Below are 22643 nucleotides of genomic sequence, written 5' to 3'. Positions count from 1 at the left end.
AAAACACGCGTATAAATAGCTGACCCCCAGGGAAAATACTGAAGCAATTAACTGTCGCCAATTACTTGTGTTGCCGCCAATCCATTAGCATCCTGTCACGTTGAACAAAATATCTAACGGAGACATTTCAATGCTACGCAAGAGTCTTTTGGCCCTGGGCCTGCTTTCGGTTTTCGGCAGCGCACTTGCCCAATCCGCCTATCCCACCAAGCCCATCAAGCTGCTGGTGCCCTTTGCCGCCGGCGGCACCACCGACCTGATTGCGCGCGTCATTGCCGACCCGCTGGGCCGCGAACTGGGCCAGCCGGTCGTGGTCGAGAACCGCGGCGGTGGCGGCGGCAGCATCGGCGCGGCCGAAACCGCGCGCGCCGCGCCCGATGGCTACAACCTGGGCATCGCCACGGTGTCGACCACCGCCACCAACCCGGCCATCAACCCCAAGATTCCCTACAACGTCGCCACCGACTTCACGCCCGTCATCAACATCGCGGCCACGCCCAACGTCATTGCGGCCAACCCGCAGTTCGCGGGCAAGAATTACGCGCAGTTCCTCGACGAGGTCAAGAAGCACCCCGGCAAGTACTCGTACGCCTCGCCCGGCACCGGCTCGATCACCCATCTGATGATGGAAATGTTCAAGCTGTCGACCGGCACCGACATGATGCACGTGCCCTACCGCGGCTCGGGCCCGGCGCTCAACGACGCCGTTGCCGGGCAAGTGCCGCTGATCTTCGACAACCTGCCCTCGGCCCTGCCCTTCATCAAGGAAAAGCGCCTGGTGGCGCTGGTCGTGGCCGCACCCGAGCGCATTCCCGCGATGCCCGACGTGCCGACCTTCAAGGAAGTCGGCCTCGAGGCGGCCAACCGCATGGCCTATTACGGCATCGTCGGCCCGAAGAACCTGCCCAAGGACATCGTCGACAAGCTCAATGCCGCGACGCGCAAGGTGCTGCAGGACCCGGCCATCCGCAAGCGCATCGAGGAAACCGGCTCCATCATCCAGGCCGGCACACCCGAGAAATTCGCCCAGCAGATGAAGGAAGAGCTCGCCGTCTACAAGGATGTGGTCGTGAAGCAGAAGCTCACCATGGATTGAGCGACGCTTCCATGAAAAAAGCCCCGCAAGCGTCTTGCGGGGCTTTTTTCATTGGGGGACCGTTCAATAGGTTTCGCCGTACTGCAGTTGGCCTGCGGCGCGCGCCTTCTGCATGTCGGCATTCACCTGCTCGCTGCTCAGCGCCTGGCCCTGCGCGGTCTGGGCCGGATACAGATCGGGACGCAACTGGTTCTGGCGCAGGCCGGATTCGCCTTCCATCAGATCGCCATTGGCGCGCGCCTTCTGGAAGTCGGCCTGCACCTGGGCGCGGGTCAGGGTGGAGGTTTCCTGGGCCATGGCGTGGCCGGCCACGGCGGCAGTCAGGGACAGGATCAGGATGGAAGCGCTGCGACGGATGGAAGTCATGGAAGTCTCTCGGATGAGGTGAGAAAAAGGCAGCGGCATGTCTATCGGCTGGTCCGCTGCCTGGCGATGAAGACAATTCTGTGACAAGGAGGCTGTCATGAAGATTGCGCAGACATTACGTTTCTGTCATGTGCGAAATGCCATTAGCCACTACCATTGCCGCCTCCTTCCAGCCCGCCAGCTCCACCCCCATGCGCATATTGATCATTGAAGACGAAATCAAATCCGCGGATTATCTGCAAAAGGGTTTGACAGAATCCGGTTATCAGGTCGAGGTCGCATATAACGGTATTGACGGCCTGCATTTATCCCGGAATTCCGATTTCGACCTGCTGATCCTGGACGTCATGCTGCCCGAACTGGATGGCTGGAGTTTCATCCGGCGCTTGCGTGAAACCCATCAGACGCCGGTCTTGTTCCTGACCGCGCGCGATGCCGTCGAAGACCGCGTCAAAGGGCTCGAACTGGGCGCCGACGATTACCTGGTCAAGCCCTTTTCCTATGCCGAACTGCTGGCGCGCGTGCGCACCCTGCTGCGCCGCACGCCGCTGCGCGAGCCCGAGCTGTTTCGCCTCGCCGACCTGGAAATGGACCTTCTGCGCCGGCGCGTCGCGCGCCGCGGCCAGCGCATAGAGCTCACCAACAAGGAATTCGCGCTGCTGCACCTGTTGCTGCAGCACCAGGGCGAGGTGCTGTCGCGCACGCGCATTGCGTCGCAGGTCTGGGACATGAATTTCGACAGCGACACCAATGTCGTGGACGTGGCGATACGCCGGCTGCGCGCCAAGATCGACGATGCTTATGCCAGCAAGCTGATCCAGACCGTGCGCGGCATGGGCTACCGCATCGAGGCGGATGCGGCATGAGGAAACTCCAGCAGATCAGCCTGCGCCTGCGGCTGGCATCGATGTTTGCGGCCGTCAGCGCCGTCCTGTTCGGCGCCATGGGGTTCTATGCCTATGACGCCCTCAAGACCGAACTCAAGCAGCGCGATGACGAGGCCCTGGTGGCACGCATCGAGCGCATGCGCATTCTTTCTGCCGATCCCGAATATGTCGAGACGCTGAGAAAACATCCCCATCTCTATGCATCGACGCTGGGCAACAAGGAGAACATTCTCTGGATCACCAACGACCGCGGCGAACTGCTGGTCGAGATCAATCCCACGGGCTTGCAGCGCCCGGCTTTTCCCCCGGCCGGCGCGCCCATGCTGTTCGACAACCGGCACGACCACGCGCGGCTGGCCTGGGCCCATGTCGAATGCCCGCCCGGCACGCTGCATGTGATCACCGGCACGCTGCTGAACACGCGCCTGCAGATGCTGGCAGCCTACCGCGCCAACCTGGGCTTTGCCTGGCTGGCGGGCGTGCTGCTGGCCTTTGCGCTGGGCGGGGAAGTGGTGCGCCGCGGCCTGCTGCCGCTGCGCCGCCTCAGCCTGCAGGCCGCGGCCATCCATCCCCAGCAGCTGGGCCTGCGCCTGGACGCGCGCCAGCAGCCGCAGGAGCTGCAGGGGCTGACCAACGCGCTGAACCTGATGCTGGCGCGGCTCGAGGAAGGGTATTCGCGTCTGTCGCGCTTCTCCGAGGATCTGGCGCACGAGATGCGCACGCCGCTCAACAACCTGATGGGGCACAACCAGCAGATGCTCAACCAGCCGCGCAGCGTCGAGGACTACGAGAACCTGCTGGTCTCCAAGCAGGAGGAGTACGAACGCCTGGCGCGCATGATCGACAACATGCTGTTCCTGGCGCGCGCGGAAAAACCCGAGGCCATGCTGCAGCTCAAGCCGCTGGATCTGGCGCTGCTGGGCGGGCGGGTGTGCGACTATTTCGAAGGCATGGCCGAGGAGAGCGGGATGCGGATGCGCAATCTCGCGCAGGGGACGCTGGTCGCAGATTCCGCGCTGCTGGCGCGCGCGCTGGCCAACCTGGTGTCGAATGCCTTGCGCTACGGTGCGGCCGGCAGCACGGTCACGCTGCGCAGCCAGCCGCATGCGCAGGGCCTGGACCTCGAAGTCATCAACCAGGGCGAAGCCATTGGCGCCGAGCACCTGCCGCGGCTGTTTGACCGCTTCTACCGCTGCGATCCGGCACGCGCACAGCCCGGCGACTCGGGCGGCCTCGGCCTGGCCATCGTGCAGTCCATCATGCACATGCACAAGGGCGAGGTGCTGGTGGACAGCCGGCCCGGCGAGACGCGGTTCATTCTGCGCTTCGGTGCCGAGTCGATGGCCTCGGGCGTGGCCTGAAGTCCGTTCGCCCTGATCCTGAGCTTGCCGAAGCATCGAGGGGTCGAGGGATGACGGGCCCGCCTTTCAGCAGGCGCGCGGCGCCCTCCGCCACCTAATCCAGCACCTGGAAATACTGGGCCAGCGGCTCGCGCTGGGTCTGCGTGCCGTTCACGGGCGCCTGCGGGTCGGGCCAGCCGATGGCCATGCCGCAGACCACCACCTCGCTGTCCGGCAGCCCCAGCTGCTGGCGCACGATATCCGGATAGGACGCGAGCGCGCCGATCGCGCACGCGCCCAGGCCTTCGGCATGCGCGGCCATCAGCAGGCCCTGCAGGCACAGCCCCAGGTCCATGAAACCGCCGCTGCCGAAGTCGCGGTCGAGGGTGACCAGCAGCGCCACCGGCGCATCGAAGAAACGGTAGTTGCGCTCGAACTGCTGCTGGCGCGCGGCCGCGTCGCCGCGCGCAATGCCCAGGCTGCGGTACAGCGCCTGCGCCGAGGCCACCTGGCGCTTGCGCAGCTGCATAGGCATGGGCTGGGGAAAGTAGCCGTACTCCTCGCGTTCGGGCTGCTGCGTGCGCACCGCCTCGCACAGCGCCGCGCTCACGCGCGTGCGCGCCTCGCCTTGCAAAGACCAGAAACGCCCGGGCTGGAGATTGGCACCGCTGGGTGCCTGGCGCGCGGTTTCCAGCAGGTTTTCCAGCAGGGGCTGCGGCACCGGGTCGGGCAGGAAGGCGCGCACCGAGCGCCGGCTGCGCGCCAATGCGGCATAGGAAGAGAAGGAAGACGACATGCTGTTCATGGTGTTGCAAAGACCGCAGCGGCACCCAGCCCGCCCGCGCCCGCAATGCTGGCCAGACCCAGGCTGCCCGCGGGTGCCTGCCGGAGCCGGGACAGCACCCGTACCGCGGCAATGGTGCCCGAAGCGCCGATCGGATGGCCGCGGGCCAGGCCGCCGCCCTGCGTGTTGAGAAGTTCGGGGACGATACCGAGCCGGGCGCGGAATTCCAGGCCCTGCACGGCAAAGGCATCGTGCAGCTCCCATATGCCGATGGCGCCTGCGTCCAGCGCCAGCCGGCCCAGCAGCGCGCGAGCGGCGGCCTCGGCGCAGAGCATGGGGTTTTCCGGCGCGCCGCCCCTGCTCACCGCGCCGCGCCACAGCGCCGCGGGCGCGAGCCCCCATTCGCGACAGGCATCGGGCGTGGCCAACAGCAGCAGCGCCGCGCCATCGGCCTTGGGCGAAATGGCGACGGTGCTGATGGCGCAATCGCCGGCGCCCGGCCCTTCGGACAGCGCCGCCACCGGCATGCGCGCCACGCGCTCGGCGCGCAGCGCGCGCGGGTAGGCATCGTGGTCGAGGCCCGCCAGCGCGACGATCTCGCCCGCCAGCGCGCACCGTGCGGCCACGGCCCGCGCATGGCTTTCCAGCGCATAGCCATCCTGCGCCGCCCGCGTGCAGGCGCTGCGCCGCGCGTGGTCGGCCGCGGCCTGGAGCATGTCGGGATCGCGCTCGGGCCAGGGCGCGAAGGCCGGCCGTTCATAGGCCACGGCGGCGTCGCCCGGCAACAGCGGCCGGTGCTGGCGAATGGGCGCGCGGCTCCAGGCTTCGGCGCCGCCCGCGATCACGATGCGCGCCTGGCCCGAGGCCAGCAGCCCGCACGCCAGCGTGATCGCGTCGAGACCCGCGCAGCATTGCGTGTCGACGCTATAAGCCGCGCTGCTTTCGCGCAGCCCCGCGGCCAGCGCCAGCATGCGCGCCGGGTTGCCGCCCGCGCCCAGCGCGTTGCCCAGCACCACCGCATCGACAGCCGCGGCGGGAAGGCCGGCGCGCGCCAGCAGCGCCTGCACCAGCGGCGCCGCCAGTTCATGCGGCTGCAGCCGTGCCAGCGCGCCGCCCACAGGAGCGACTGGCGTGCGCGCCCAGCCGATGACGGGAAGCGCCGGGTTCATGACCATGGCTGCAGCGCCTCGGACCGGGCGTGCAACGCCTGCGCAATCGCGCCATGGTCGGTCTTGCCGCTGGCGGTGAGCGGCCACGCGCCCTGCCAGCGCCACCAGTGGCGCGGCGCCTTGTACGCTTCCAGCGCTTGCCGGCACCACTGCCCGAGCGCGAGCGCATCGGGCAAGGCAGCGGCTTCGCCCGCGGACTGCAGCACCGCATGCACGGCCTGGCCGCGCAGGCCGTCGCTCACGCCATGCAGGCTGGCCGCTGACAGTTGCGGATGGGCCTGCAGCCGCGCTTCGACCTCTTCGGGAAACAGGTTCTTGCCCTGGGTCACGAGCATGCGGTTTTCGCGTCCCAGCAGATGCAGCCGGCCCTGGGCATCGATGCGCCCCATGTCGCGCACCGACAGCCAGTCGCCGCGGCGCAGCGCGGCCGAGCCGTCGGACGCGCCGACATAGTCCATGAACAGCATCGGGCTGCGCACCCAGATCAGCCCGGCCTCGCCCGCGCGGCCCGGCGCGCCGGCCAGCGGATCGGCGCCGATATGCAGCGCGACGTTGCTGAACGGCCGGCCCACCGCCTGCGCCGGCGCCTGCGCGTCGGCCTCCATCCAGGCGATGTAGCTGGCTTCGGAGGCGCCATAGAATTCGACGATGCGCGCGCCGGGAAACATCGCCTGCAGCGCCGGCGTGCGCTCGCGCAGCCAGCGCGCGCCGCTGATCAGCAGCAGCGCCACGCCGGGCACGGGCGGCGTGCCGCGGCGCTGCGCCAGCTCCAGCATCAGCTGCAACTGGCTGGGCACGGCGACCAGCAGCGGAAATTCGCCCGATTGCAGGCGCTCGAGCGCGCGCGGCGCGGAAAATCGTTCCTGGATTTCAACACCCGCGCCGCTCCACAGACCCCAAAGCGCGGCAAACAGAAACAGCGAATGCGACAGCCGCCCGGGCGCGAAGACGCGCTGCGTGGCCGCGGCGCCCAGGTCCTGCGCCGACACGCGAAAGCTTTCGGTCCAGGATCGGTGGTGGCGGCGAAAGCCCTTGGGCAGGCCGCTGCTGCCCGAAGTGAAACCGATATAGAACGGCGTTTCCGGCCCGGGCGCAGGCATGTCGGCTGCAGGCTGCTGCGCGAACTGCGCTGCGATGCTCGCCTGCACTGCTTCGGGCCAGTCGGGGTCGGCCACGGCCGCGCAGCGTCCGCTGGCAATCACCGCGAGAAAATCGACGAGGCGCTCCAGGCCCGACCCGCTGCTGTCCAGCAACACCGTCGCCGGCGCATGCCGCGCCCGCAGCGCCTCGGCCTGGGCCTGCACGCGCGCCTGCAGCTGCGCGAAACTCAGCTGCGCCTGTGCGTTGGCCAGCGCCACGGACTGCGGCTGCACGCGCGCCCAATGGGCCAGCGGCCCATGCACCAGATCGGCGTCGGCCATCAGGCGCTGCGGCCGCCGAAGCGCCAGTCGGGCAGTGCCTTGGCCACGGTATGCACGACCAGCGCGCACAGCACGCACTTGATCAGGTCTCCGGGCACGAACACCAGGTCGCCCCAGAATGCCTGCTGCAGCGGGATCTTGGCGACCAGCACCAGCCCGGCAATGCCGAAGGCATGCAGCACCAGCACGCCGCCCACGGCGGACGCGATCAGCGCGCTGCCGGCGGTACGCAGCGGCGTGGCCTTGGGCAGCAGCGCCATCAGCAAACCGGTGGTGAAGGCGGCTGGGGCAAAGCCCACGAAGTAACCCGCGGTGGGCGACAGGAACACGCCCACTCCGCCGCGCCCGCCGGCCAGCAGCGGCAGGCCCGCGGCCACGGCGACCATGAACAGCAGGATGGCCTGCAGCCCGCGCCATGGTCCCAGCAGGCAGCCGGCCATCATCACGCCCAGCGTCTGCAGCGTGATCGGCACGCCGATCGGCAGGTCGATCTTGGGAATCAGGCCCATCACCGCGATCAGCGCGGCAAACAGGCCCACCAGGGCCATCGATTCGGACTGGCGACGGGAAATCGCATTTTTCATGGGTTTCAATCGGTTGGGTTCAAGGGGAAATCGGTCGTTCAGCCGCCCAGGCGCGCATAGAGCGCGTCGGCCACGCGGCGCGCGGTCTGCAGCATCTGCACCGTGAGCGGCGCAATCAGCCGCAGCCCGCCAGCGTGCCCGGTGCGCAGGCGGTAGGCATCATCGAGCTTCTTCCATTGCACGAAGAAATGCTCGGTGAAGCGCAGCATCAATCCCAGCTGCAGGGAGATGCGCTCGGGCTGCAGGCCCACGCGCGCCAATGGCGCGAGCCAGCGGTCCAGCACGTCCAGCAGGTCCATGGGACGCGTGCTCACGGTGAGCGCCACACCGAGCGTGCAGGCACAGGCCAGCCGCAGCGCGCTCACCGCGGCCAGCGCGGGCCGGCCCATCCACAGATGGAAGAGCGCCACCAGCCCGGCGCCGATCAGCACCGTGAGCATCAGCCGGTGCGCCACGCGCGTGGCCGGACCGAGGCTGATCCACAGCAGCGTGCATGCCACGCCGCAGCCCGCGAGCACCCAGGGGTTGTCGATGAGGAACAGCAGCGTGCCGGCCAGCGCCATGCAGGCCAGCTTGAAGCCGGCCCCGAGCCGATGCAGCCAGGTGGGAAAGTCGCTATAGAGGCTGCCCATGGTGTCAGCCTGCGTAAATGTGCCGCGCCGCGCGCCGCGCATCGACCTCGGCGGCCACCGCGGCTTCGTAGGCGGCGCAGACCTGCTCGCCCGGGCCGTCGGCGCGCACCCGCCCCTGGTCGATCCAGACCACGCGCGCATAGCCGCGCACATGCGCCAGCACGTGGGTCGAGACGATCACCTGCTGCGGCGCCGCCGCGATGTCGTCGGCCAGCTGCGCCTGTCCCGGCAGGTCCAGGCTGGCATAGGGCTCGTCCAGCAGCACGCAGCGCGGCGCGGCCAGCAGCAGCGCCAGCCAGCACACCATCTGGCGCTGGCCCTGGCTCAGGCTGCTGATGGCGCGTTCGGCCCAGTGCGCCAAGCCGCGCTGCGCCAGGAACGCACGCGCCTGCGCCTTTGCCGCGCGCTTGGCCTCGCCGCGCGCCTGCAGGCCCAATGCCAGTTCTTCCTCGACGGTTGGAAAGATGATCTGGTCGTCGGGGTTCTGGAACATCATGCCGACCCAGCGCATGCGCTCGCGTCCGGCCTGGTGCAGGTCCTGGCCGTCAAACAGCACCGACCCCGACGCCGGCGCCTCGAGCCCGCACAGCAGGCGAAACAGGCTGGTTTTGCCCGCGCCGTTATGGCCGATCAAGCCGATGCGCGGCTGGTCGAGGCACAGATCCAGGCCGTCGAACACCGTGGTCTGGCCACGCTGCAGCCGCACCGCGGCCAGCGCGATCCTTGGGACGGCAGCCAGCCCCAGGCCATCACGCGGCGGGGTAGAAAATTCGGACATAGGTCTATGCAAATGGAAAAGGCATTGCTATAGCCAAACAGGCACGGCAATGCAAAAGTGCGCTCATCTTGCACCAAAAAAACGCCTTCTGCACACAACTTCTCGCAAATAACCCAGCCCTCTCGGGTCGCTTCAATTTCTTGTAAAGATGCGCGGACATGGACCACAGATACCGTTTTTTCGCAGCGTTTTGCCGCTTCATCGCTCTACAAACCTGCAACTGCCGGCTTTTCGCATCTCCGTTCACGATGGAGCAGTTGAAGATAGGCGACGAAGCCGACAATCGGCGGCGAAATGCAGCCTCCCAAAGCAAAAGCGCGCCCCGAGGGGCGCGCTGAAGCTCAAGCGTATCGCGGCCTGCAGCCGCGCGGCTCAGAGAATGGTCAGAGCCGGCTCTTCGTACAGCATCTGCTGGATGCGGTTGCCCTCTCCCATGATGGCGACACGGGGCACATGCTGCGCCAGTTCCTTGGCATCGACATACGCATAGGCAATGATGATCACGATGTCGCCCTTTTGCACCAGGCGCGCAGCCGCGCCATTGACGCAGATGACGCCGCTGTCGCGCTCGCCGGCAATGACATAGGTCTCGAAGCGCGCGCCGTTGTTGTTGTTGACCACATGTACCTTCTCGTTGGCGACGATGCCCACGGCGTCCATGAGGTCCTGGTCGATGGTGATCGAGCCGACATAGTTGAGATCGGCCTGGGTGACCTGGGCGCGGTGGATCTTGCTGTTCATCAGCATGCGGAACATGGGCTTACCTCTCGAAGGTGATGTTGTCGATCAGCCGGGTGCGGCCGACATGCACTGCAGCCAGCGCAATGCATTGCAGCGTGTCGTCGGCCAGCGGCAGCAGGTCGGGCCAGGCCAGCAGCTCGAGGTAATCGATGCGGCTGCCGGGAAGATGCTGGGCAATGTGCATGCGTGCGGCGCGCAGCGCGGCATCCGGTCCGAGGCCGTCCTGCACTTGCATGCGGCACAGTTCCAGCGCGGCATGGATGGCCGGCGCCTGCGCGCGTTCCTCGGCGCTCAGGTAGACATTGCGCGAGGACTTGGCCAGGCCGTCGGCCTCGCGCACCACGGGAATCACCGCGATTTCCAGCGGCAGGTTGTAGTCGCGCACGAAGGTCTGGATGATGGCCACCTGCTGCGCATCCTTCTGGCCGAAGAACGCCTGCTGCGGCTGGGCCAGGTTGAACAGCTTGCAGACCACCTGCAGCACGCCGTCGAAATGCCCGGGGCGCGACGCGCCGCACAGCATGTCGGCCTGGCGCCCGGCCACGATCAGCGGGCCTGCGGCATGCGGGTACATCTCCTCGGTGGCAGGCGCGAAGACCGCGTCGACGCCATGCGCTTCGGCGAGCGCGCAGTCGCCCTCGAGGTCGCGCGGATAGGCGTCGAAATCCTCGCCCGGACCGAACTGGCGCGGATTGACGAAGATGCTCATCACCACCAGGTCGCAGTCGCGGCGCGCGGCCTCGACCAGCGCCATGTGGCCGCTGTGCAGCGCGCCCATGGTCGGCACCAGGCCGACGCTCTTGCCGGCGCGGCGCGCATCGGCACGCCAGCGGCGCAGTTCGGCAATGGAAGTCAGTCGTTGCATGGCAGCCAATCTTCAGGGACGGGATTCAGGACGCGGCGGGCACGATGCCGCCGTAGATCCGTTCAAGCACGGAGTCGTCGATGTTGTACGTATGGGCTTCGGCCGGAAACGCACCGCTGCGCACCGCGTCGGCGTAGGCGGCCAGGCCGGCCTGCAGCGGCGTGCCTATATCGGCAAACTGCTGCACGAACTTGGGCACGCGGTGGCTGCCGTAACCGAGCAGGTCGTGGAACACCAGCACCTGGCCGTCGGTACCCGGGCCTGCGCCTATGCCAATGGTTGGAATCGCCAGCTGCGCGCTGATGCGCGTGGCCAGCTGCTGGGGCACGCATTCAAGCACCAGCGCGCAGGCGCCCGCGGCTTCGCAGGCCAGCGCATCGTTCATGATCTGCTGCGCGGCCGCGGTGTCGCGGCCCTGCACCTTGTAGCCGCCGAGCACCGCGGCCGACTGCGGCGTCAGGCCCAGATGGGCAACGACGGGAATGCCCACATGGGTCAGGCGGCGTATCACATCGATCACTTCGCCCGCGCCCTCGACCTTGAGGGCGTCGGCGCCGCTGCGCTGCATCATGTCGACCGCGCAGCGCGTCGTGCTTTCAAGCCCTGCGTGGTAGCTGCCAAACGGCATGTCGACGACGATGCAGGTCGCGGGCGCGCCGCGGCGCGCGGCCTTGGCGTGGTGCACCATGTCGTCGACGGTGACCGGCACCGTGGAGTCATAGCCCAGCACCACCATGCCCAGCGAATCGCCGACCAGAATGGTGTCGGCGCCCGCGGCTTCGGCATAGCGTGCGCCCGGATAGTCGTAGGCGGTGACCATCACGATCTTGCGCTGCTCGCGCTTGAACTGCTGGAACTCGGTAGTCGATTTCATGGCGCTGTCTCGGTGTTCCAGGGCCTGCCGCGCAAGTCCCCGGGTTCTTGTCGTTTTTAGCGCGCCGACCATACCACAGCCGCTTGAAAAGCGTCGCAGCCCATGCAACCACATCCTTCATCAAGCTCTCAAGAAACAGCTTTTTTCAACTAAATCAATGAATTAGAAGGTGGTTGATGTTGGCAAACGGCGACAGAACATTGACCCGTTCGTAGTGAGCCTCCCTGGCCGGGCGCGTCGCACCATGAACGGCCCGTCCTCATGCCTTGAGCGCAGGCCGTTCATCCTTCGACAGGCGCAGGACGAACGGATTTTTGATGCCCGCTGTTCCTTTTTAACGCCTTGTGAGACTTTGTGCTTACCCAGTTCAGGATGAACGGCGCAAACGCCGCTCGCCCCGAGCCTGCGCAAGGGCTAAACGTCGATGGACGTCGCCGAGCCCGCGACCTTGCGCAGCTCGAACTTCTGGATCTTGCCGGTGCTGGTCTTGGGCAGCTCGCCGAACACCACGGCGCGCGGCAGCTTGAAGCCCGCGAGGTGCTTGCGGCAGTGCAGCACGATGTCTTCGGGCGTGGTGCTGGCGCCGGCCTTGAGCTCGACGAACGCGCACGGCGTCTCGCCCCACTTCGCGTCGGGCTTGGCCACCACGGCCGCGGCCAGCACGTCGGGGTGGCGGTAGAGCACGTCCTCGATCTCGATGGACGAGATGTTCTCGCCGCCCGAGATGATGATGTCCTTGCTGCGGTCCTTGATCTTGATATAACCGTCGGGATACTGCACGCCCAGGTCGCCGCTGTGGAACCAGCCGCCCGCGAACGCATCCTGCGTCGCCTTGGCGTTCTTCAGATAGCCCTTCATCGCGATGTTGCCCTTGAACATGATCTCGCCCATGGTCTCGCCGTCCTGCGGCACGGGCTGCATGGTCTCGGGATCGAGCACGCGCACGTCGCCTTGCAGGTGAAAGCGCACGCCCTGGCGCGCATTGAGCCGCGCGCGCTCGCCGATGTCCAGCCCGCTCCACCCGGCATGCTGCGGGCAGACCGCGGCCGGGCCGTAGGTCTCGGTGAGTCCATAGACATGGGTCAGGTCGAAGCCCATGCGCTCCATGCCCTCGATCATCGAGGCCGGCGGCGCCGCGCCCGCGACCATGGCCTTGACACCCGGCTGCAGCCCCTCCTTGAGGGCCGCGGGTGCATTGACCAGCATGCCGTGCACGATGGGCGCGCCGCAGTAGTGCGTCACGCCGTGGTCGCGCATGGCGTTGAAGATCGCCTGCGGCTCGACGCGGCGCAGGCAGACGTTCACGGCCGCGCGCAGCGCCAGCGTCCAGGGAAAGCACCAGCCGTTGCAATGGAACATCGGCAGCGTCCAGAGGTAGACCGCATGCTTGGGCATGTCCCACTCCAGCACATTGCTGATGGCGTTGGTGGCCGCGCCGCGGTGGTGGTAGACCACGCCCTTGGGATTGCCCGTGGTGCCGCTGGTGTAGTTGAGCGCGATCGCGTCCCACTCGTCGGCCGGCAGCTGCCATTCGAACTGCGCATCGCCTTCGGCCAGAAACGCCTCATAGTCGATGCCGCCCAGCGCCTGCGACGTCGCGCCATAGAGTTCGTCCTGCACTTCGATGAGCAGTACCTCGCGGTCGGACGCGCGCAGCGCCAGCGCCTTGCCCAGCAGTCCGGCGAACTCGGGATCGACGATCACCGCGCGGGCCTCGCCATGGTCGAGCATGAAGGCAATGGCTTCGGGGTCGAGCCGGGTGTTGAGCGCATTGAGCACCGCGCCGGCCATGGGCACGCCGAAATGCGCCTCGACCATGGGCGGCGTATTGGGCAGCAGCACCGCCACGGTGTCGTTCTTGCCGATGCCGTGGCGCTGCAGCGCGCTGGCCAGCTGGCGGCAGCGCGCATACGTCTGGCCCCAGGTCTGGCGCAGCGCGCCATGCACGATGGCCAGTTGCTCCGGATAGACCTCGGCCGCGCGCGCAATGAAGGAAAGCGGCGTCAGCGGCGCGGTGTTGGCGGCATTGCGGGGAAGATCGCTGTCGAAGATGGAACTCACGGTGGGCATCCTTGGAGGGCGTGGCGCAGCGCGACCCCCGCGCTGCCTGCGTCCACTCTACCCGGCCGGCACGCGCGGCGGAAGGCGGGAAAGCAGCAGGGCTGTCACCCACGTGTTAACCCGATGGGACCACCAGGTTCCGTTGAGACCCGGGCGCGGCGCCGACCATCACAGCTCAGACCCATAAAGACAGGAGACACGATGCAACTCAACCGACGCTGGACGATAGGCGCGCTGGCCGCGCTGGCCCTGGCACAGGGCGTGGCGGCACAGAACAACCGTCCGCTGACCATCGTGGTCGGCGCCACTCCCGGCGGCTCCACCGACACGCTGGCACGCGTGATCGCGCAGTCCATGGGCACGACGCTGGGCCGCACGGTCATCGTCGAGAACAAGCCCGGCGCGGGCGGCAACATCGCCGCGCAGCAGGTCGCCAAGAGCGACCCCAGCGGCAACACCCTGCTGATGAGCTTCACCAGCCACACCATCAACGCCACGCTGTTCAAGAAGCTGCCGTTCGACCCCGTCGCCGACTTCACGCCCATCACCATGGTCGCCCAGGTGCCCAGCGTGCTGGTCGCGCGCAAGAACGCCCCGTTCAACGACATCGCCGGCCTGATCGACTATGCGAAGAAGAACCCGGGCAAGCTGACGTTCGCCATCGGCGGCCAGGGCTCGTCGCTGCACCTTGCGGCCGAGCAGTTCAAGCTGGCCACGCAGACCGACATCGTCAACATCCCGTACAAGGGCACGGGCCCGGCGCTCACCGACCTGCTGTCGGCGAGTACCGTCGACCTGATGTTCGCCAGCACCATCAACGTGCTGCCGCACTACAAGACCGGCAGCCTCAAGTTCCTCGGCGTCAGCAGCCCCAAGCCGCTGCCGCAGTTCGACGGCCTGCCGGCCATCGCCCAGACCGTGCCCGGCTACCACTCGCAGGCCTGGTTCGGCCTGTTCGGCCCGGCGCAGATGCCCAGGGATGTGGTCGACAAGCTCTATGGCGCCATCAAGGTGGCCATTGCCTCGCCCGACTTCCGCAAGCGCATGGAGAGCGAAGCCGCGACGGTGCCGACCATGACGCCCGCGCAGTTCGCCGATTTCATCAAGAAGGATGTGGATTTCTGGGGCGACATCGTGAAGAAATCCGGAGCCACCGTCGAATGACGCCCCAGACCCTTGCCCAGAAGCTCGTGGCGCGCGCCTGCGGCCGGCCGCAGGTCGCGCCCGAGGAGCTCGTGACCTGCCAGGTCGACCTGGCGATGATGCATGACTCGGGCGGCCCGCGCCGCCTCAAGCCCCACCTCGATGCCCTGGGCGTCAAGGTCTGGGACCCGGCAAAGATCGTGGTCGTCACCGACCACTACGTGCCCGCGGCCGATGCCGACAGCGCGCAGATCGTGCGCATCGCGCGCGACTGGGTGCGCGAGCAGGGCATCGCCAACTTCTATGACGAGCAGGGCATCTGCCATGTCGTCACGCCCCAGCACGGCCATATCCGCCCCGGCATGTTTGCCGTCGGCGGCGACAGCCATTCGTGCACCGGAGGCGCATTCGGCGCCTACATGTTCGGCATCGGCGCGACGGAAATGCTCGGCGTCGTGGTCACGGGCGAGATCTGGCTGCGCGTGCCGCACACCATTGCCATGGAATGGACCGGCCGGCTCGGCGCCGGCGTCTGCGCCAAGGACATGATGCTGCACATGTGCACGCGCTTCGGCATGGAGGGCGGCCAGTACGAAGCCATCGAATACTGCGGCGAGGCGGTGCGCGCGTTGTCGATGAACGAGCGCATGACGCTCAGCAACATGACCGCCGAACTCGGCGGCCAGGCCGGCCTGATCGCTCCCGACGAGACCACGCGCGACTGGTTGCTCGCCAGCGGCGTGCCGGCGCAGGAACTGCCGGACTTCACGCACTGGCAGACCGACGCCCAGGCGCCGCTGCTGGCCCGCCACCGGTTTGCCGCCGATGCGCTTGCGCCCCAGGTGTCGGCGCCGGGCTCGCCGGCGCTGGCCGAAGCCGCGAAGGAATGCGGCGAGGAAAAGGTCGACATTGCCTATATCGGCGCCTGCACCGGCGCCAAGCTCGAAGACCTGCGCATGGCCGCCGAAGTGCTCAAGGGCCAGCGCATCGCGCGCGGTGTCGACCTGATGGTGGCGCCCGCGAGCGCCCGGGACCAGCAGGCCGCGCAAGCCGAAGGCACGCTGCAGATCCTGCTGGACGCGGGCGCGCGCCTGCTGCCCAGCAGCTGCGGCGCCTGCGCCGGCTACGGCGCCAACACCTTTGCCGAGAACACCACGGCCATCAGCACCACCGCGCGCAACTTCAAGGGCCGCATGGGCGCGGCGTCGTCGCGCGTGTTCCTGGGCTCGCCCTACACCGTGGCGGCATCGGCGGTGGCCGGCCGCATCACCGACCCCCGGGAGATGCTCGCATGAACGACCTGAACCAGGGCACCTGCTGGGTGTTCGGCAACGACATCAACACCGACTTCCTCGCGCCCGGCAAATACATGAAGTTCGGCATCGAGACCATTGCCCAGCACTGCCTCGAAGATATCGATCCGCGCTTCGCCAGCCAGGTGCGCCCGGGCGACATCCTCATCGGCGGCAGCAACTTCGGCGCCGGCTCGTCGCGCGAGCAGGCCGTCGAGGTGCTGCGCCACCTGGGCGTGCGCTGCGTCATCGCGCCCTCGTTTGCCGGGCTGTTCTACCGCAACGGCTTCAACCTGGGCCTGCCGCTGCTGCTAGGCCCGAAGGCGCCGGCCGCGCCGGCCTGGGGCATCGCGCCGCAGGCGCGCGCCGCATTCGATCTGGACGCAGCCACGCTCTCCGTGCCGCAGCAGGGCATACATCTGCAATGCGCGCCCATTCCCGCCCATCTGCTGGCACTGGTCAACGACGGCGGCCTGGTGCCGCACCTGCGCAAGTGCCTGGCAAACCGAGCCACCCATTCCCAGGAAAACCCATGAACTTCAAGCAACGCCTGCAGCAAAACAAGATCGTCCTGGCCCCGGGCGTGTATGACCCATTCACCGCCTTGCTGGTGCAGCAGGCCGGCCTGGAAGCCTGCTACCTGTCGGGCGCGAGCATTGCCTATACGCGTTTCGGCCGGCCCGACATCGGCTTTCTGAGCCTCGATGACGTGGTCAGCGTGACCGCGCACATCCGCGAGCGCGTGGACCTGCCGCTGATCGTCGATGCCGACACCGGCTTCGGCAACGCGCTCAATGTGCGCCGCACGGTGCAGCATCTGGAGCGCGCGGGCGCGTCGGCCATCCAGCTCGAAGACCAGTCGAGCCCCAAGCGCTGCGGCCACCTGCAGGGCAAGTCGGTGATCAGCACGCCGGAGATGTGCGGCAAGATCCGCGCCGCGGTCGATGCGCGCCGCAACCAGGACACGGTGATCATCGCGCGCACCGATGCGATTGCCACCGAAGGCCTGGACGCGGCCATCGAGCGCGCGGCGCGCTATGCCGAAGCCGGCGCCGACCTGCTGTTCGTCGAAGCCGTGCGCACGCGCGAGCAGATGGACGTGGTGCAGCGCGAACTGGGCCAGCTGTGCCCGCTGATGGCCAATATGGTCGAAGGCGGCATGACGCCGGTGAAGCCGGCCGCCGAACTCGAGGAGATCGGCTACCGCCTGGTGATCTTTCCCGGCGGCACGGTGCGCGCGCTGGCGCACACGCTGCAGGGCTACTTCGCCAGCCTGCACCAGCATGGCACGACGGCGCCCTGGCAAGACCGCATGCTGGGCTTCGACGGCCTGAATGCCGTCATCGGCACGCCCGAGATGCTGGCGCTGGGCGAAACCTACGCCTGAGCCCGCGCTGCGGCGCGTTGCATGCCGCGCATTGCATGCCGCGCGTTGCACGCCGCGCGTTGCACGCCGCGCGCATAATCCCTCGCTACGGCGGCCGCCCGGGCCGCTGCTTCTCCATCCGATGCCCCGCCCGTCCCAGCCGCCGTTGTTCCGCCAGGTCGCCGACACCATCCGCGAGCGATTGCGCGACGGCACCTACCCCGTCGGCATTCCATTGCCCGGCGAGCGCGCGCTGGCCGAAGGCTTCGGCGTGGCGCGCGTCACCGTGCGCTCGGCGCTGGCGCGGCTGCAGGAGGAAGGCCTGGTCACGCGGCTGCGCGGCCAGGGCACGCTGCCCATCGGCCAGGCCATGGCCACCCGGCACCCGAAGCTGCACAACGGCCTGCTCGACAACATCGTGAGCCAGGGACTGCGCACGCGTATCCAGGTGCTGTCGTGCACGCGCCAGGCCTGCGATACGGAGATTGCGCGGCTGCTGCAGCTGCCCCCCGCGGCGCCGGTGCTGTGCATCCAGCGCGTGCGCCGTTCGAGCGGCGCACCGGTCATGTATTCCGAAGTGGTGCTGCCCGAATGCGTCGGTGCCGCCATCGTCCGGCCGCTGCTGGAGGAAATGCCGCTGCTGACGCTGATGGAGCAGGCCGGCTACCCGTTCGACCATGGCGAGCAGGAACTCAGCGCCACGATCGCGCCCGCGCATGTCGCTGCCGCGCTGAGGATCCCCGCGGGCGCGCCGCTGCTGCAGGTACGGCGCGTGGTCTATGACGCGCAAAAGCGTCCCATCCAATACCTGCTGGGTTACTACGCCCCGGAACGCTACCAGTACCGCATGCATGTCTCGCGCAGCGGCAGCGCCAGCAAGGTCTGGATCTCCGAAGGCAGCGGCTGAACGCGCAGCGACCCCGGCCCAGCGCTGTTATGCGCAATCTTTTTATACTTGCGGGCTTTGCCTGAAGCTGGCCGTACCGCGCGGACGCCACAGATCCAGGCCCAGGGTGCCTGCGCCCCGCTCCTTTCCGCGCCCCTGTCCCGCCCCCCGCCATGTCCACAGCCCTCACCGCGCCGCCACGCATCCTCTCCGTCATCCCGCCGATGACGCAGCTCAACACGCCCTACCCCTCGACGGCCTATATCACCGGTTTCCTGCGCTCGCGCGGCCTGCCCGCGGTGCAGGAGGACCTGGCGCTGGCGCTGGTGCTGCGCCTGCTCTCGCCCGAAGGCCTGCAGCAGGTGATCGACCTGGTGCAGGAGCAGTTCGACGCGGACCCCGAGCGCGCGTTCAGCCCCGCGGTGCAGTCCTTCATGGGCCAGCGCGACCGCTACCTGGCGACCATCGGCCGCGTGATCGGCTTCCTGCAGGGCCGCGACAGCACGCTGTCGCACCGCATCGTGAGCCGCCAGTACCTACCCGAAGGCCCGCGTTTCGACGCGCTCGAAGGCTATATCGACGACGGCAGCGGCGATCCGCTGGGCTGGGCGTTCGGCGCGCTGGGCCAGCAGGACCGTGCCAAGCACATTGCCACGCTGTACCTCAACGACGTGGCCGATGTACTGCGCGACGCGGCCGACCCGCGCTTCGAGTTCGTGCGCTACGCCGAATCGCTGGCCGGCAGCCAGGCCAGCTTCGAGCCGCTGGCGCAGGCGCTGGCCGCGCCCATGACGCTGGTCGATGCCACGCTGCACCAGCTCACGCTGGAGGCACTCGAGCGCCACCGGCCCGACGTGGTGCTGCTGTCCGTGCCCTTCCCGGGCTCGGTCTATGCGGCGTTCCGCATTGCCCAGACCATCAAGGCGCATGCGCCCCAGACCCGGCTGGTGCTGGGGGGCGGCTTCGTCAACACCGAACTGCGCGAGCTGACCGAGCCGCGCGTGTTCGATTACTTCGACTTCGTGACGCTGGACGCGGGCGAGCGCCCGCTGCTGGCGCTGCTCGAGCATTTGCAGGGCCAGCGCGGCGCCTCGCGCCTGGTGCGCACCTACCAGCGCGATCCGCAAGGCGTGGTGCGCTACACCAACATGATGGAGGCCGACGTGGCATTTGCCGAGGTCGGCACGCCCACCTGGGACGGCCTGCCGCTGCACAGCTACCTGTCGCTGCTCGACATGCTCAATCCCATGCACCGGCTCTGGAGCGACGGCCGCTGGAACAAGCTCACCGTGGCGCATGGCTGCTACTGGAAGAAGTGCAGCTTCTGCGATGTGAGCCTCGACTACATCGGCCGCTACGAAGGCGCGAGCGCCAGCGTGCTGGCCGACCGCATCGATTCCATCGTCGCCGAGACCGGCCAGACCGGCTTCCATTTCGTTGACGAAGCCGCGCCGCCCAAGGCGCTCAAGGCGCTGGCCCAGGAGCTGCTCGAGCGCGGCACCGACATCAGCTGGTGGGGCAACATCCGTTTCGAGAAGACTTTCAGCCCCGAGCTGTGCAACCTGCTGGCCGACAGCGGATGCATTGCGGTGTCAGGCGGACTCGAAGTCGCGTCCGACCGGCTGCTGGCACTGATGAAAAAAGGCGTGTCGGTCGACCAGGTGGCGCGCGTCACCAAGGCGTTTTCCGAGGCCGGCATCCTGGTGCATGCCTATCTGATGTACGGTTTCCCGACGCAGACCGTGCAGGACACGGTGGATGCGCTCGAATACGTGCGCCAGCTGTTCGAGCATGGCTGCATCCAGAGCGGCTTCTTCCACCGCTTCAGCTGCACCGTGCACTCGCCCGTGGGCCTGAACCCCGAGGAATACGGCATCACGCTCACGCCCATGCCGCCCGTGCAGTTCGCCAAGAACGACATCGGCTTCCACGACCCCAGCGGCGTCGACCACGACGCGCTGGGCGCAGTGCTGAAGAAGGCCATCTACAACTTCATGCACGGCGTGGGTGTCGAGCAGGACGTGCGCAGCTGGTTTCCGTTCAAGGTGCCGAAAACCACCGTGCCGCGCAACAAGATCGAGAAGGCGCTGCGCTTCAAGGGATAGGAGTGCCGGGCACGGGCGCGCCGCCGGCCGCGGCCGGCGCGGTCGCTGCCGGCTGCGCCGCGACGGGCAGCCAGCTGTCGAACCAGTCGAGGCGCCAGGCCAGGAACATCAGCCCCGCGGCCAGCACCAGCGCGCCCACGCCCCACAGGCCCATCCGCGGATCGGCATAGGGGTCGTTCAGCAGCCGCGATGCCTGCACCGGCACCTTGCCGGTCTGCGACAGCGAGCGTCCCAGGCGCAGGTTGATCTTCATGCGGCCGTTGATGGCCCAGCCGCTCGCATCCAGGATCGGACCGAGGCTGCGCTGGCGCAGCTTGAGCCAGGCAATCAGCATGCTCGGGCCGGAAATCGCCATGATGATGCCCAGCAGCGCAATTGGAATCCACGGGCCGAGTTCAATGAACTTGCCGAAGATGCCCACCGCCACCGCGCTCAGGCTGCCCAGCGCCACGCCGATGGCGGCCACGGTGCCGACATCGGTCTTGCGCAGTCCGGGCGTGAGCACCGGCGCGGCCGCGGGGTTGGCGACCAGCGCATGCGCCTGGGTGGACAGGCTCGAGGTCACGCTGGCTTCCTGCGACGCGGCGCGCTTGGCCACCTGCTCCTCGATCATGCGCAGAAACTTCTTGTAGGGCGCGGCAAACGCCTGGCCGATGCTGGTCGGGTTCTCGATGATGCGCGTGATGGTCGCATCCCAGTCGTGGCCGTCGCGGTCATAGAACAGGCCGTTGCGCCCCACGAGCAGGAAATCGACATCGCCCGCGGTGAAGGCCGCGACGATGCTGCGCTTCTTGCCCTCGCGCCGGCATTCGCAATAGGCCAGGTAGACCTTGGCCAGGCCGGCGAGCTTGGCATGCGCGGCCACGTCGGCCACATCGACCGTGAGCTCGCAGCTGCGGCCGTCGAGATACAGCGTGCCGGCCTGGAAGGCCGCGCCCTCGCGGCGGTAGAAGTCGGCAAAATTGACGAAGTTGTTCAGCAGCTTGAGCAGGTCGCGCTGGAAACGGATCAGCTTTTCCAGCTGCACCGCGTACTGGTTGTGCTGCTTTTCCTCGGTATCGCGCGCAATCAGCTGCTGCAGCTCGGCCTCGGCGCCGCCATCCAGCAGTTTCTGCGCCTGCGCCGCCGACATGTCGCCCAGCGCCGAGGCCGGATACTCGCCCAGCCACGCCTGGCAGGGCGCGAGCTGGGCCTGCAATGCCTGCCACTGCACGGCATTGAGCGTCTGCACGTCGGCGCCCAGCAGCGGCACCACCACATGGCGGTGGAACTTCTGCATGGCCTCGCTCCATGCCGGGTTCAGCCCTTGCACCAGCGGCAGCGCGCCGCCCGCGACGATGGGCGCCAGCGGCAGTGCGGCAATCGAATCGCTGCGGCTGCTCAGCAGGTCCTGGCCCAGCGCCGCATAGCCTTCGGCGCTCGGGCGCAGCGGCACCAGTGCCGTGGCATCGAACGCCGCCAGGCGCGTGCGCGCAAAGAAATCCTCGATCTTGTCCTGCACCGCATTCAGCGCCTGCGCCGCCGCCATGGCCGCGTCGCGCTGCGTCAGCACGCAGTCATGCGCCAGTGCCTGCTCGTGCCAGGCATGGATGGCGCGCACGTCGGCAAAGTACGCATCCAGCGCGGCCTGCCCCATGCCCGGCTTGCCATCAACGCCCTGGCTTTCGCCATAGAGCGCCATGATGCGGCGCACCAGTTCGCTCAGCAGCGGGGCATCGGGCAGGGTGTCCGGGTTGATCAGGCCGTCGCCATTGAACGGCATGGCATTCAAGGCCTTCAGGCGGTTCTGCACCTCGGCCAGCGTCAGCCCGTCTTCGCCCTCGCGTCCGGCCCAGCGCAGGATGCGTTCGGCTTCGGCATGCAGCGCCATGCCGTCCTCGGTATCGGTGCGCAGGCTCGCGAGCTGCAGCGCATCGCTGCCGCTGGTCAGCACCTCGAGATCGCTGACCTGGGCCGCGGCCCACTGGCAGGCGGCCACCAGTTCCGGCGCGCGGATGCGGCCGTCCTTGTCCTGGTCGATCAGATCCAGCGTGGCGCAGTCGAATTCGATGCCCCGTGTCGGGCACGCCAGCGCCACCCATAGCTTCTGGTCCAATTCGCCGATGTGGGCGATATCTTCTCCGGTACGGATGGACACCTGGTCCACTCCCCCGGCACGGAAAAACTGCCATGTGTGCTGCTGCATCCGACTCCACGTTCCCGGGCCGCGCCCGTTGCCTTCACTGCCCGCCCGGCCATTGCCGGCGGCGCCGA

At 67.8% G+C, this 22643-nt stretch carries 21 protein-coding genes; 9 read left to right on the top strand and 12 right to left on the bottom strand.

Annotation, left to right across the window (positions count from 1 at the left end; translation table 11 throughout):
• Positions 1-130 precede the first annotated feature (130 nt).
• Positions 131-1096, top strand: a complete 966-nt coding sequence (locus HUK68_RS04060; protein WP_175503041.1) for a tripartite tricarboxylate transporter substrate binding protein BugE — start codon at positions 131-133, stop codon at positions 1094-1096.
• A 63-nt stretch (positions 1097-1159) separates the two neighbouring features.
• On the opposite strand, the gene HUK68_RS04055 is transcribed toward HUK68_RS04060, so the two are convergent.
• Entirely contained in the window at positions 1160-1462 is a 303-nt protein-coding gene (locus tag HUK68_RS04055) for a DUF4148 domain-containing protein (protein ID WP_175503040.1), read from the bottom strand.
• 191 nt (positions 1463-1653) lie between these two features.
• On the opposite strand from HUK68_RS04055, the gene HUK68_RS04050 reads away from it, so the two are divergent.
• Positions 1654-2328, top strand: coding sequence for a heavy metal response regulator transcription factor (locus tag HUK68_RS04050; protein WP_175505727.1), 675 nt, complete (start codon positions 1654-1656; stop codon positions 2326-2328).
• A complete protein-coding gene (locus HUK68_RS04045) occupies positions 2325-3710 on the top strand; it encodes a heavy metal sensor histidine kinase (protein WP_175503039.1) in 1386 nt (461 codons plus the stop codon). The genes HUK68_RS04050 and HUK68_RS04045 overlap by 4 nt, the downstream gene beginning before the upstream one ends.
• Before the next feature lie 94 nt (positions 3711-3804).
• Here the strand turns inward: HUK68_RS04045 and HUK68_RS04040 are convergent, their stop codons facing one another.
• The 10 genes from HUK68_RS04040 to HUK68_RS03995 all read right to left on the bottom strand — a co-directional run bounded on the left by HUK68_RS04040 (position 3805) and on the right by HUK68_RS03995 (position 13607).
• Positions 3805-4485 carry a nitroreductase gene (locus tag HUK68_RS04040; protein WP_244146245.1) on the bottom strand — a complete coding sequence of 227 codons (681 nt, stop codon included), beginning with the start codon at positions 4483-4485 and terminating at the stop codon, positions 3805-3807.
• A 5-nt stretch (positions 4486-4490) separates the two neighbouring features.
• Positions 4491-5642, bottom strand: a complete 1152-nt coding sequence (locus tag HUK68_RS04035) for a thiolase family protein (protein ID WP_175503037.1) — start codon at positions 5640-5642, stop codon at positions 4491-4493.
• On the bottom strand, positions 5639-7063 hold the full coding sequence (locus HUK68_RS04030; RefSeq protein WP_175503036.1) for an AMP-binding protein: 1425 nt from the start codon (positions 7061-7063) through the stop codon (positions 5639-5641). The genes HUK68_RS04035 and HUK68_RS04030 overlap by 4 nt, the downstream gene beginning before the upstream one ends.
• A complete protein-coding gene (locus HUK68_RS04025; RefSeq protein WP_175503035.1) occupies positions 7063-7647 on the bottom strand; it encodes a biotin transporter BioY in 585 nt (194 codons plus the stop codon). The genes HUK68_RS04030 and HUK68_RS04025 overlap by 1 nt, the downstream gene beginning before the upstream one ends.
• Positions 7648-7685: 38 nt before the next feature.
• Positions 7686-8279: an energy-coupling factor transporter transmembrane component T family protein gene (locus tag HUK68_RS04020; protein WP_175503034.1), complete on the bottom strand. Its 594-nt coding sequence runs from the start codon at positions 8277-8279 to the stop codon at positions 7686-7688.
• Between the two features lie 4 nt (positions 8280-8283).
• The gene (locus tag HUK68_RS04015) at positions 8284-9057 is read right to left on the bottom strand and encodes an energy-coupling factor ABC transporter ATP-binding protein (RefSeq protein WP_175503033.1); all 774 of its coding nucleotides are present in this window, start codon (positions 9055-9057) and stop codon (positions 8284-8286) included.
• A gap of 372 nt (positions 9058-9429) precedes the next feature.
• On the bottom strand, positions 9430-9813 hold the full coding sequence (panD, locus tag HUK68_RS04010; protein WP_175503032.1) for an aspartate 1-decarboxylase: 384 nt from the start codon (positions 9811-9813) through the stop codon (positions 9430-9432).
• Between the two features lie 4 nt (positions 9814-9817).
• On the bottom strand, positions 9818-10663 hold the full coding sequence (gene panC, locus HUK68_RS04005; protein ID WP_175503031.1) for a pantoate--beta-alanine ligase: 846 nt from the start codon (positions 10661-10663) through the stop codon (positions 9818-9820).
• A gap of 25 nt (positions 10664-10688) precedes the next feature.
• Entirely contained in the window at positions 10689-11537 is an 849-nt protein-coding gene (gene panB, locus HUK68_RS04000) for a 3-methyl-2-oxobutanoate hydroxymethyltransferase (protein ID WP_175503030.1), read from the bottom strand.
• A 414-nt stretch (positions 11538-11951) separates the two neighbouring features.
• Positions 11952-13607, bottom strand: a complete 1656-nt coding sequence (locus tag HUK68_RS03995) for an acyl-CoA synthetase (RefSeq protein WP_434082456.1) — start codon at positions 13605-13607, stop codon at positions 11952-11954.
• A gap of 192 nt (positions 13608-13799) precedes the next feature.
• Between HUK68_RS03995 and HUK68_RS03990 the strand changes: the two genes are divergently transcribed.
• From HUK68_RS03990 to HUK68_RS03965, 6 genes are all read left to right on the top strand, one after another.
• Positions 13800-14762, top strand: coding sequence for a Bug family tripartite tricarboxylate transporter substrate binding protein (locus HUK68_RS03990; RefSeq protein ID WP_175503028.1), 963 nt, complete (start codon positions 13800-13802; stop codon positions 14760-14762).
• Complete coding sequence (locus HUK68_RS03985) at positions 14759-16036, top strand: 3-isopropylmalate dehydratase large subunit (RefSeq protein ID WP_175503027.1); 1278 nt, start codon at positions 14759-14761, stop codon at positions 16034-16036. The genes HUK68_RS03990 and HUK68_RS03985 overlap by 4 nt, the downstream gene beginning before the upstream one ends.
• On the top strand, positions 16033-16569 hold the full coding sequence (locus HUK68_RS03980; RefSeq protein ID WP_175503026.1) for a LeuD/DmdB family oxidoreductase small subunit: 537 nt from the start codon (positions 16033-16035) through the stop codon (positions 16567-16569). The genes HUK68_RS03985 and HUK68_RS03980 overlap by 4 nt, the downstream gene beginning before the upstream one ends.
• Complete coding sequence (locus HUK68_RS03975) at positions 16566-17420, top strand: isocitrate lyase/PEP mutase family protein (RefSeq protein ID WP_175503025.1); 855 nt, start codon at positions 16566-16568, stop codon at positions 17418-17420. Before HUK68_RS03980 ends, HUK68_RS03975 begins: the two co-directional genes overlap by 4 nt.
• A 121-nt stretch (positions 17421-17541) precedes the next feature.
• Entirely contained in the window at positions 17542-18306 is a 765-nt protein-coding gene (locus HUK68_RS03970; RefSeq protein WP_175503024.1) for a GntR family transcriptional regulator, read from the top strand.
• 152 nt (positions 18307-18458) lie between these two features.
• The gene (locus HUK68_RS03965) at positions 18459-20390 is read left to right on the top strand and encodes a B12-binding domain-containing radical SAM protein (protein WP_175503023.1); all 1932 of its coding nucleotides are present in this window, start codon (positions 18459-18461) and stop codon (positions 20388-20390) included.
• Here HUK68_RS03965 and HUK68_RS03960 read toward each other — a convergent pair.
• Positions 20380-22575, bottom strand: a complete 2196-nt coding sequence (locus tag HUK68_RS03960) for a hypothetical protein (RefSeq protein ID WP_175503022.1) — start codon at positions 22573-22575, stop codon at positions 20380-20382. The two genes, HUK68_RS03965 and HUK68_RS03960, sit on opposite strands and share 11 nt — an antisense overlap.
• Between the last annotated feature and the right edge of the window lie 68 nt (positions 22576-22643).

Source organism: Comamonas antarctica (genome assembly GCF_013363755.1).
Classification (GTDB): domain Bacteria; phylum Pseudomonadota; class Gammaproteobacteria; order Burkholderiales; family Burkholderiaceae_C; genus Comamonas; species Comamonas antarctica.
Note: the sequence above shows the minus strand (reverse complement) of the source record. Positions and strands in the feature narration are given on the sequence as shown.

Excerpts from the sequence above, each read along its gene's own strand:
- HUK68_RS04060 (WP_175503041.1), top strand. The coding sequence starts at position 131 with ATGCTACGCAAGAGTCTTTTGGCCCTGGGCCTGCTTTCGGTTTTCGGC.
- HUK68_RS04055 (WP_175503040.1), bottom strand. The coding sequence starts at position 1,462 with ATGACTTCCATCCGTCGCAGCGCTTCCATCCTGATCCTGTCCCTGACT.
- HUK68_RS04050 (WP_175505727.1), top strand. The coding sequence starts at position 1,654 with ATGCGCATATTGATCATTGAAGACGAAATCAAATCCGCGGATTATCTG.
- HUK68_RS04045 (WP_175503039.1), top strand. The coding sequence starts at position 2,325 with ATGAGGAAACTCCAGCAGATCAGCCTGCGCCTGCGGCTGGCATCGATG.
- HUK68_RS04040 (WP_244146245.1), bottom strand. The coding sequence starts at position 4,485 with ATGTCGTCTTCCTTCTCTTCCTATGCCGCATTGGCGCGCAGCCGGCGC.
- HUK68_RS04035 (WP_175503037.1), bottom strand. The coding sequence starts at position 5,642 with ATGAACCCGGCGCTTCCCGTCATCGGCTGGGCGCGCACGCCAGTCGCT.
- HUK68_RS04030 (WP_175503036.1), bottom strand. The coding sequence starts at position 7,063 with ATGGCCGACGCCGATCTGGTGCATGGGCCGCTGGCCCATTGGGCGCGC.
- HUK68_RS04025 (WP_175503035.1), bottom strand. The coding sequence starts at position 7,647 with ATGAAAAATGCGATTTCCCGTCGCCAGTCCGAATCGATGGCCCTGGTG.
- HUK68_RS04020 (WP_175503034.1), bottom strand. The coding sequence starts at position 8,279 with ATGGGCAGCCTCTATAGCGACTTTCCCACCTGGCTGCATCGGCTCGGG.
- HUK68_RS04015 (WP_175503033.1), bottom strand. The coding sequence starts at position 9,057 with ATGTCCGAATTTTCTACCCCGCCGCGTGATGGCCTGGGGCTGGCTGCC.
- panD (WP_175503032.1), bottom strand. The coding sequence starts at position 9,813 with ATGTTCCGCATGCTGATGAACAGCAAGATCCACCGCGCCCAGGTCACC.
- panC (WP_175503031.1), bottom strand. The coding sequence starts at position 10,663 with ATGCAACGACTGACTTCCATTGCCGAACTGCGCCGCTGGCGTGCCGAT.
- panB (WP_175503030.1), bottom strand. The coding sequence starts at position 11,537 with ATGAAATCGACTACCGAGTTCCAGCAGTTCAAGCGCGAGCAGCGCAAG.
- HUK68_RS03995 (WP_434082456.1), bottom strand. The coding sequence starts at position 13,607 with ATGCCCACCGTGAGTTCCATCTTCGACAGCGATCTTCCCCGCAATGCC.
- HUK68_RS03990 (WP_175503028.1), top strand. The coding sequence starts at position 13,800 with ATGCAACTCAACCGACGCTGGACGATAGGCGCGCTGGCCGCGCTGGCC.
- HUK68_RS03985 (WP_175503027.1), top strand. The coding sequence starts at position 14,759 with ATGACGCCCCAGACCCTTGCCCAGAAGCTCGTGGCGCGCGCCTGCGGC.
- HUK68_RS03980 (WP_175503026.1), top strand. The coding sequence starts at position 16,033 with ATGAACGACCTGAACCAGGGCACCTGCTGGGTGTTCGGCAACGACATC.
- HUK68_RS03975 (WP_175503025.1), top strand. The coding sequence starts at position 16,566 with ATGAACTTCAAGCAACGCCTGCAGCAAAACAAGATCGTCCTGGCCCCG.
- HUK68_RS03970 (WP_175503024.1), top strand. The coding sequence starts at position 17,542 with ATGCCCCGCCCGTCCCAGCCGCCGTTGTTCCGCCAGGTCGCCGACACC.
- HUK68_RS03965 (WP_175503023.1), top strand. The coding sequence starts at position 18,459 with ATGTCCACAGCCCTCACCGCGCCGCCACGCATCCTCTCCGTCATCCCG.
- HUK68_RS03960 (WP_175503022.1), bottom strand. The coding sequence starts at position 22,575 with ATGCAGCAGCACACATGGCAGTTTTTCCGTGCCGGGGGAGTGGACCAG.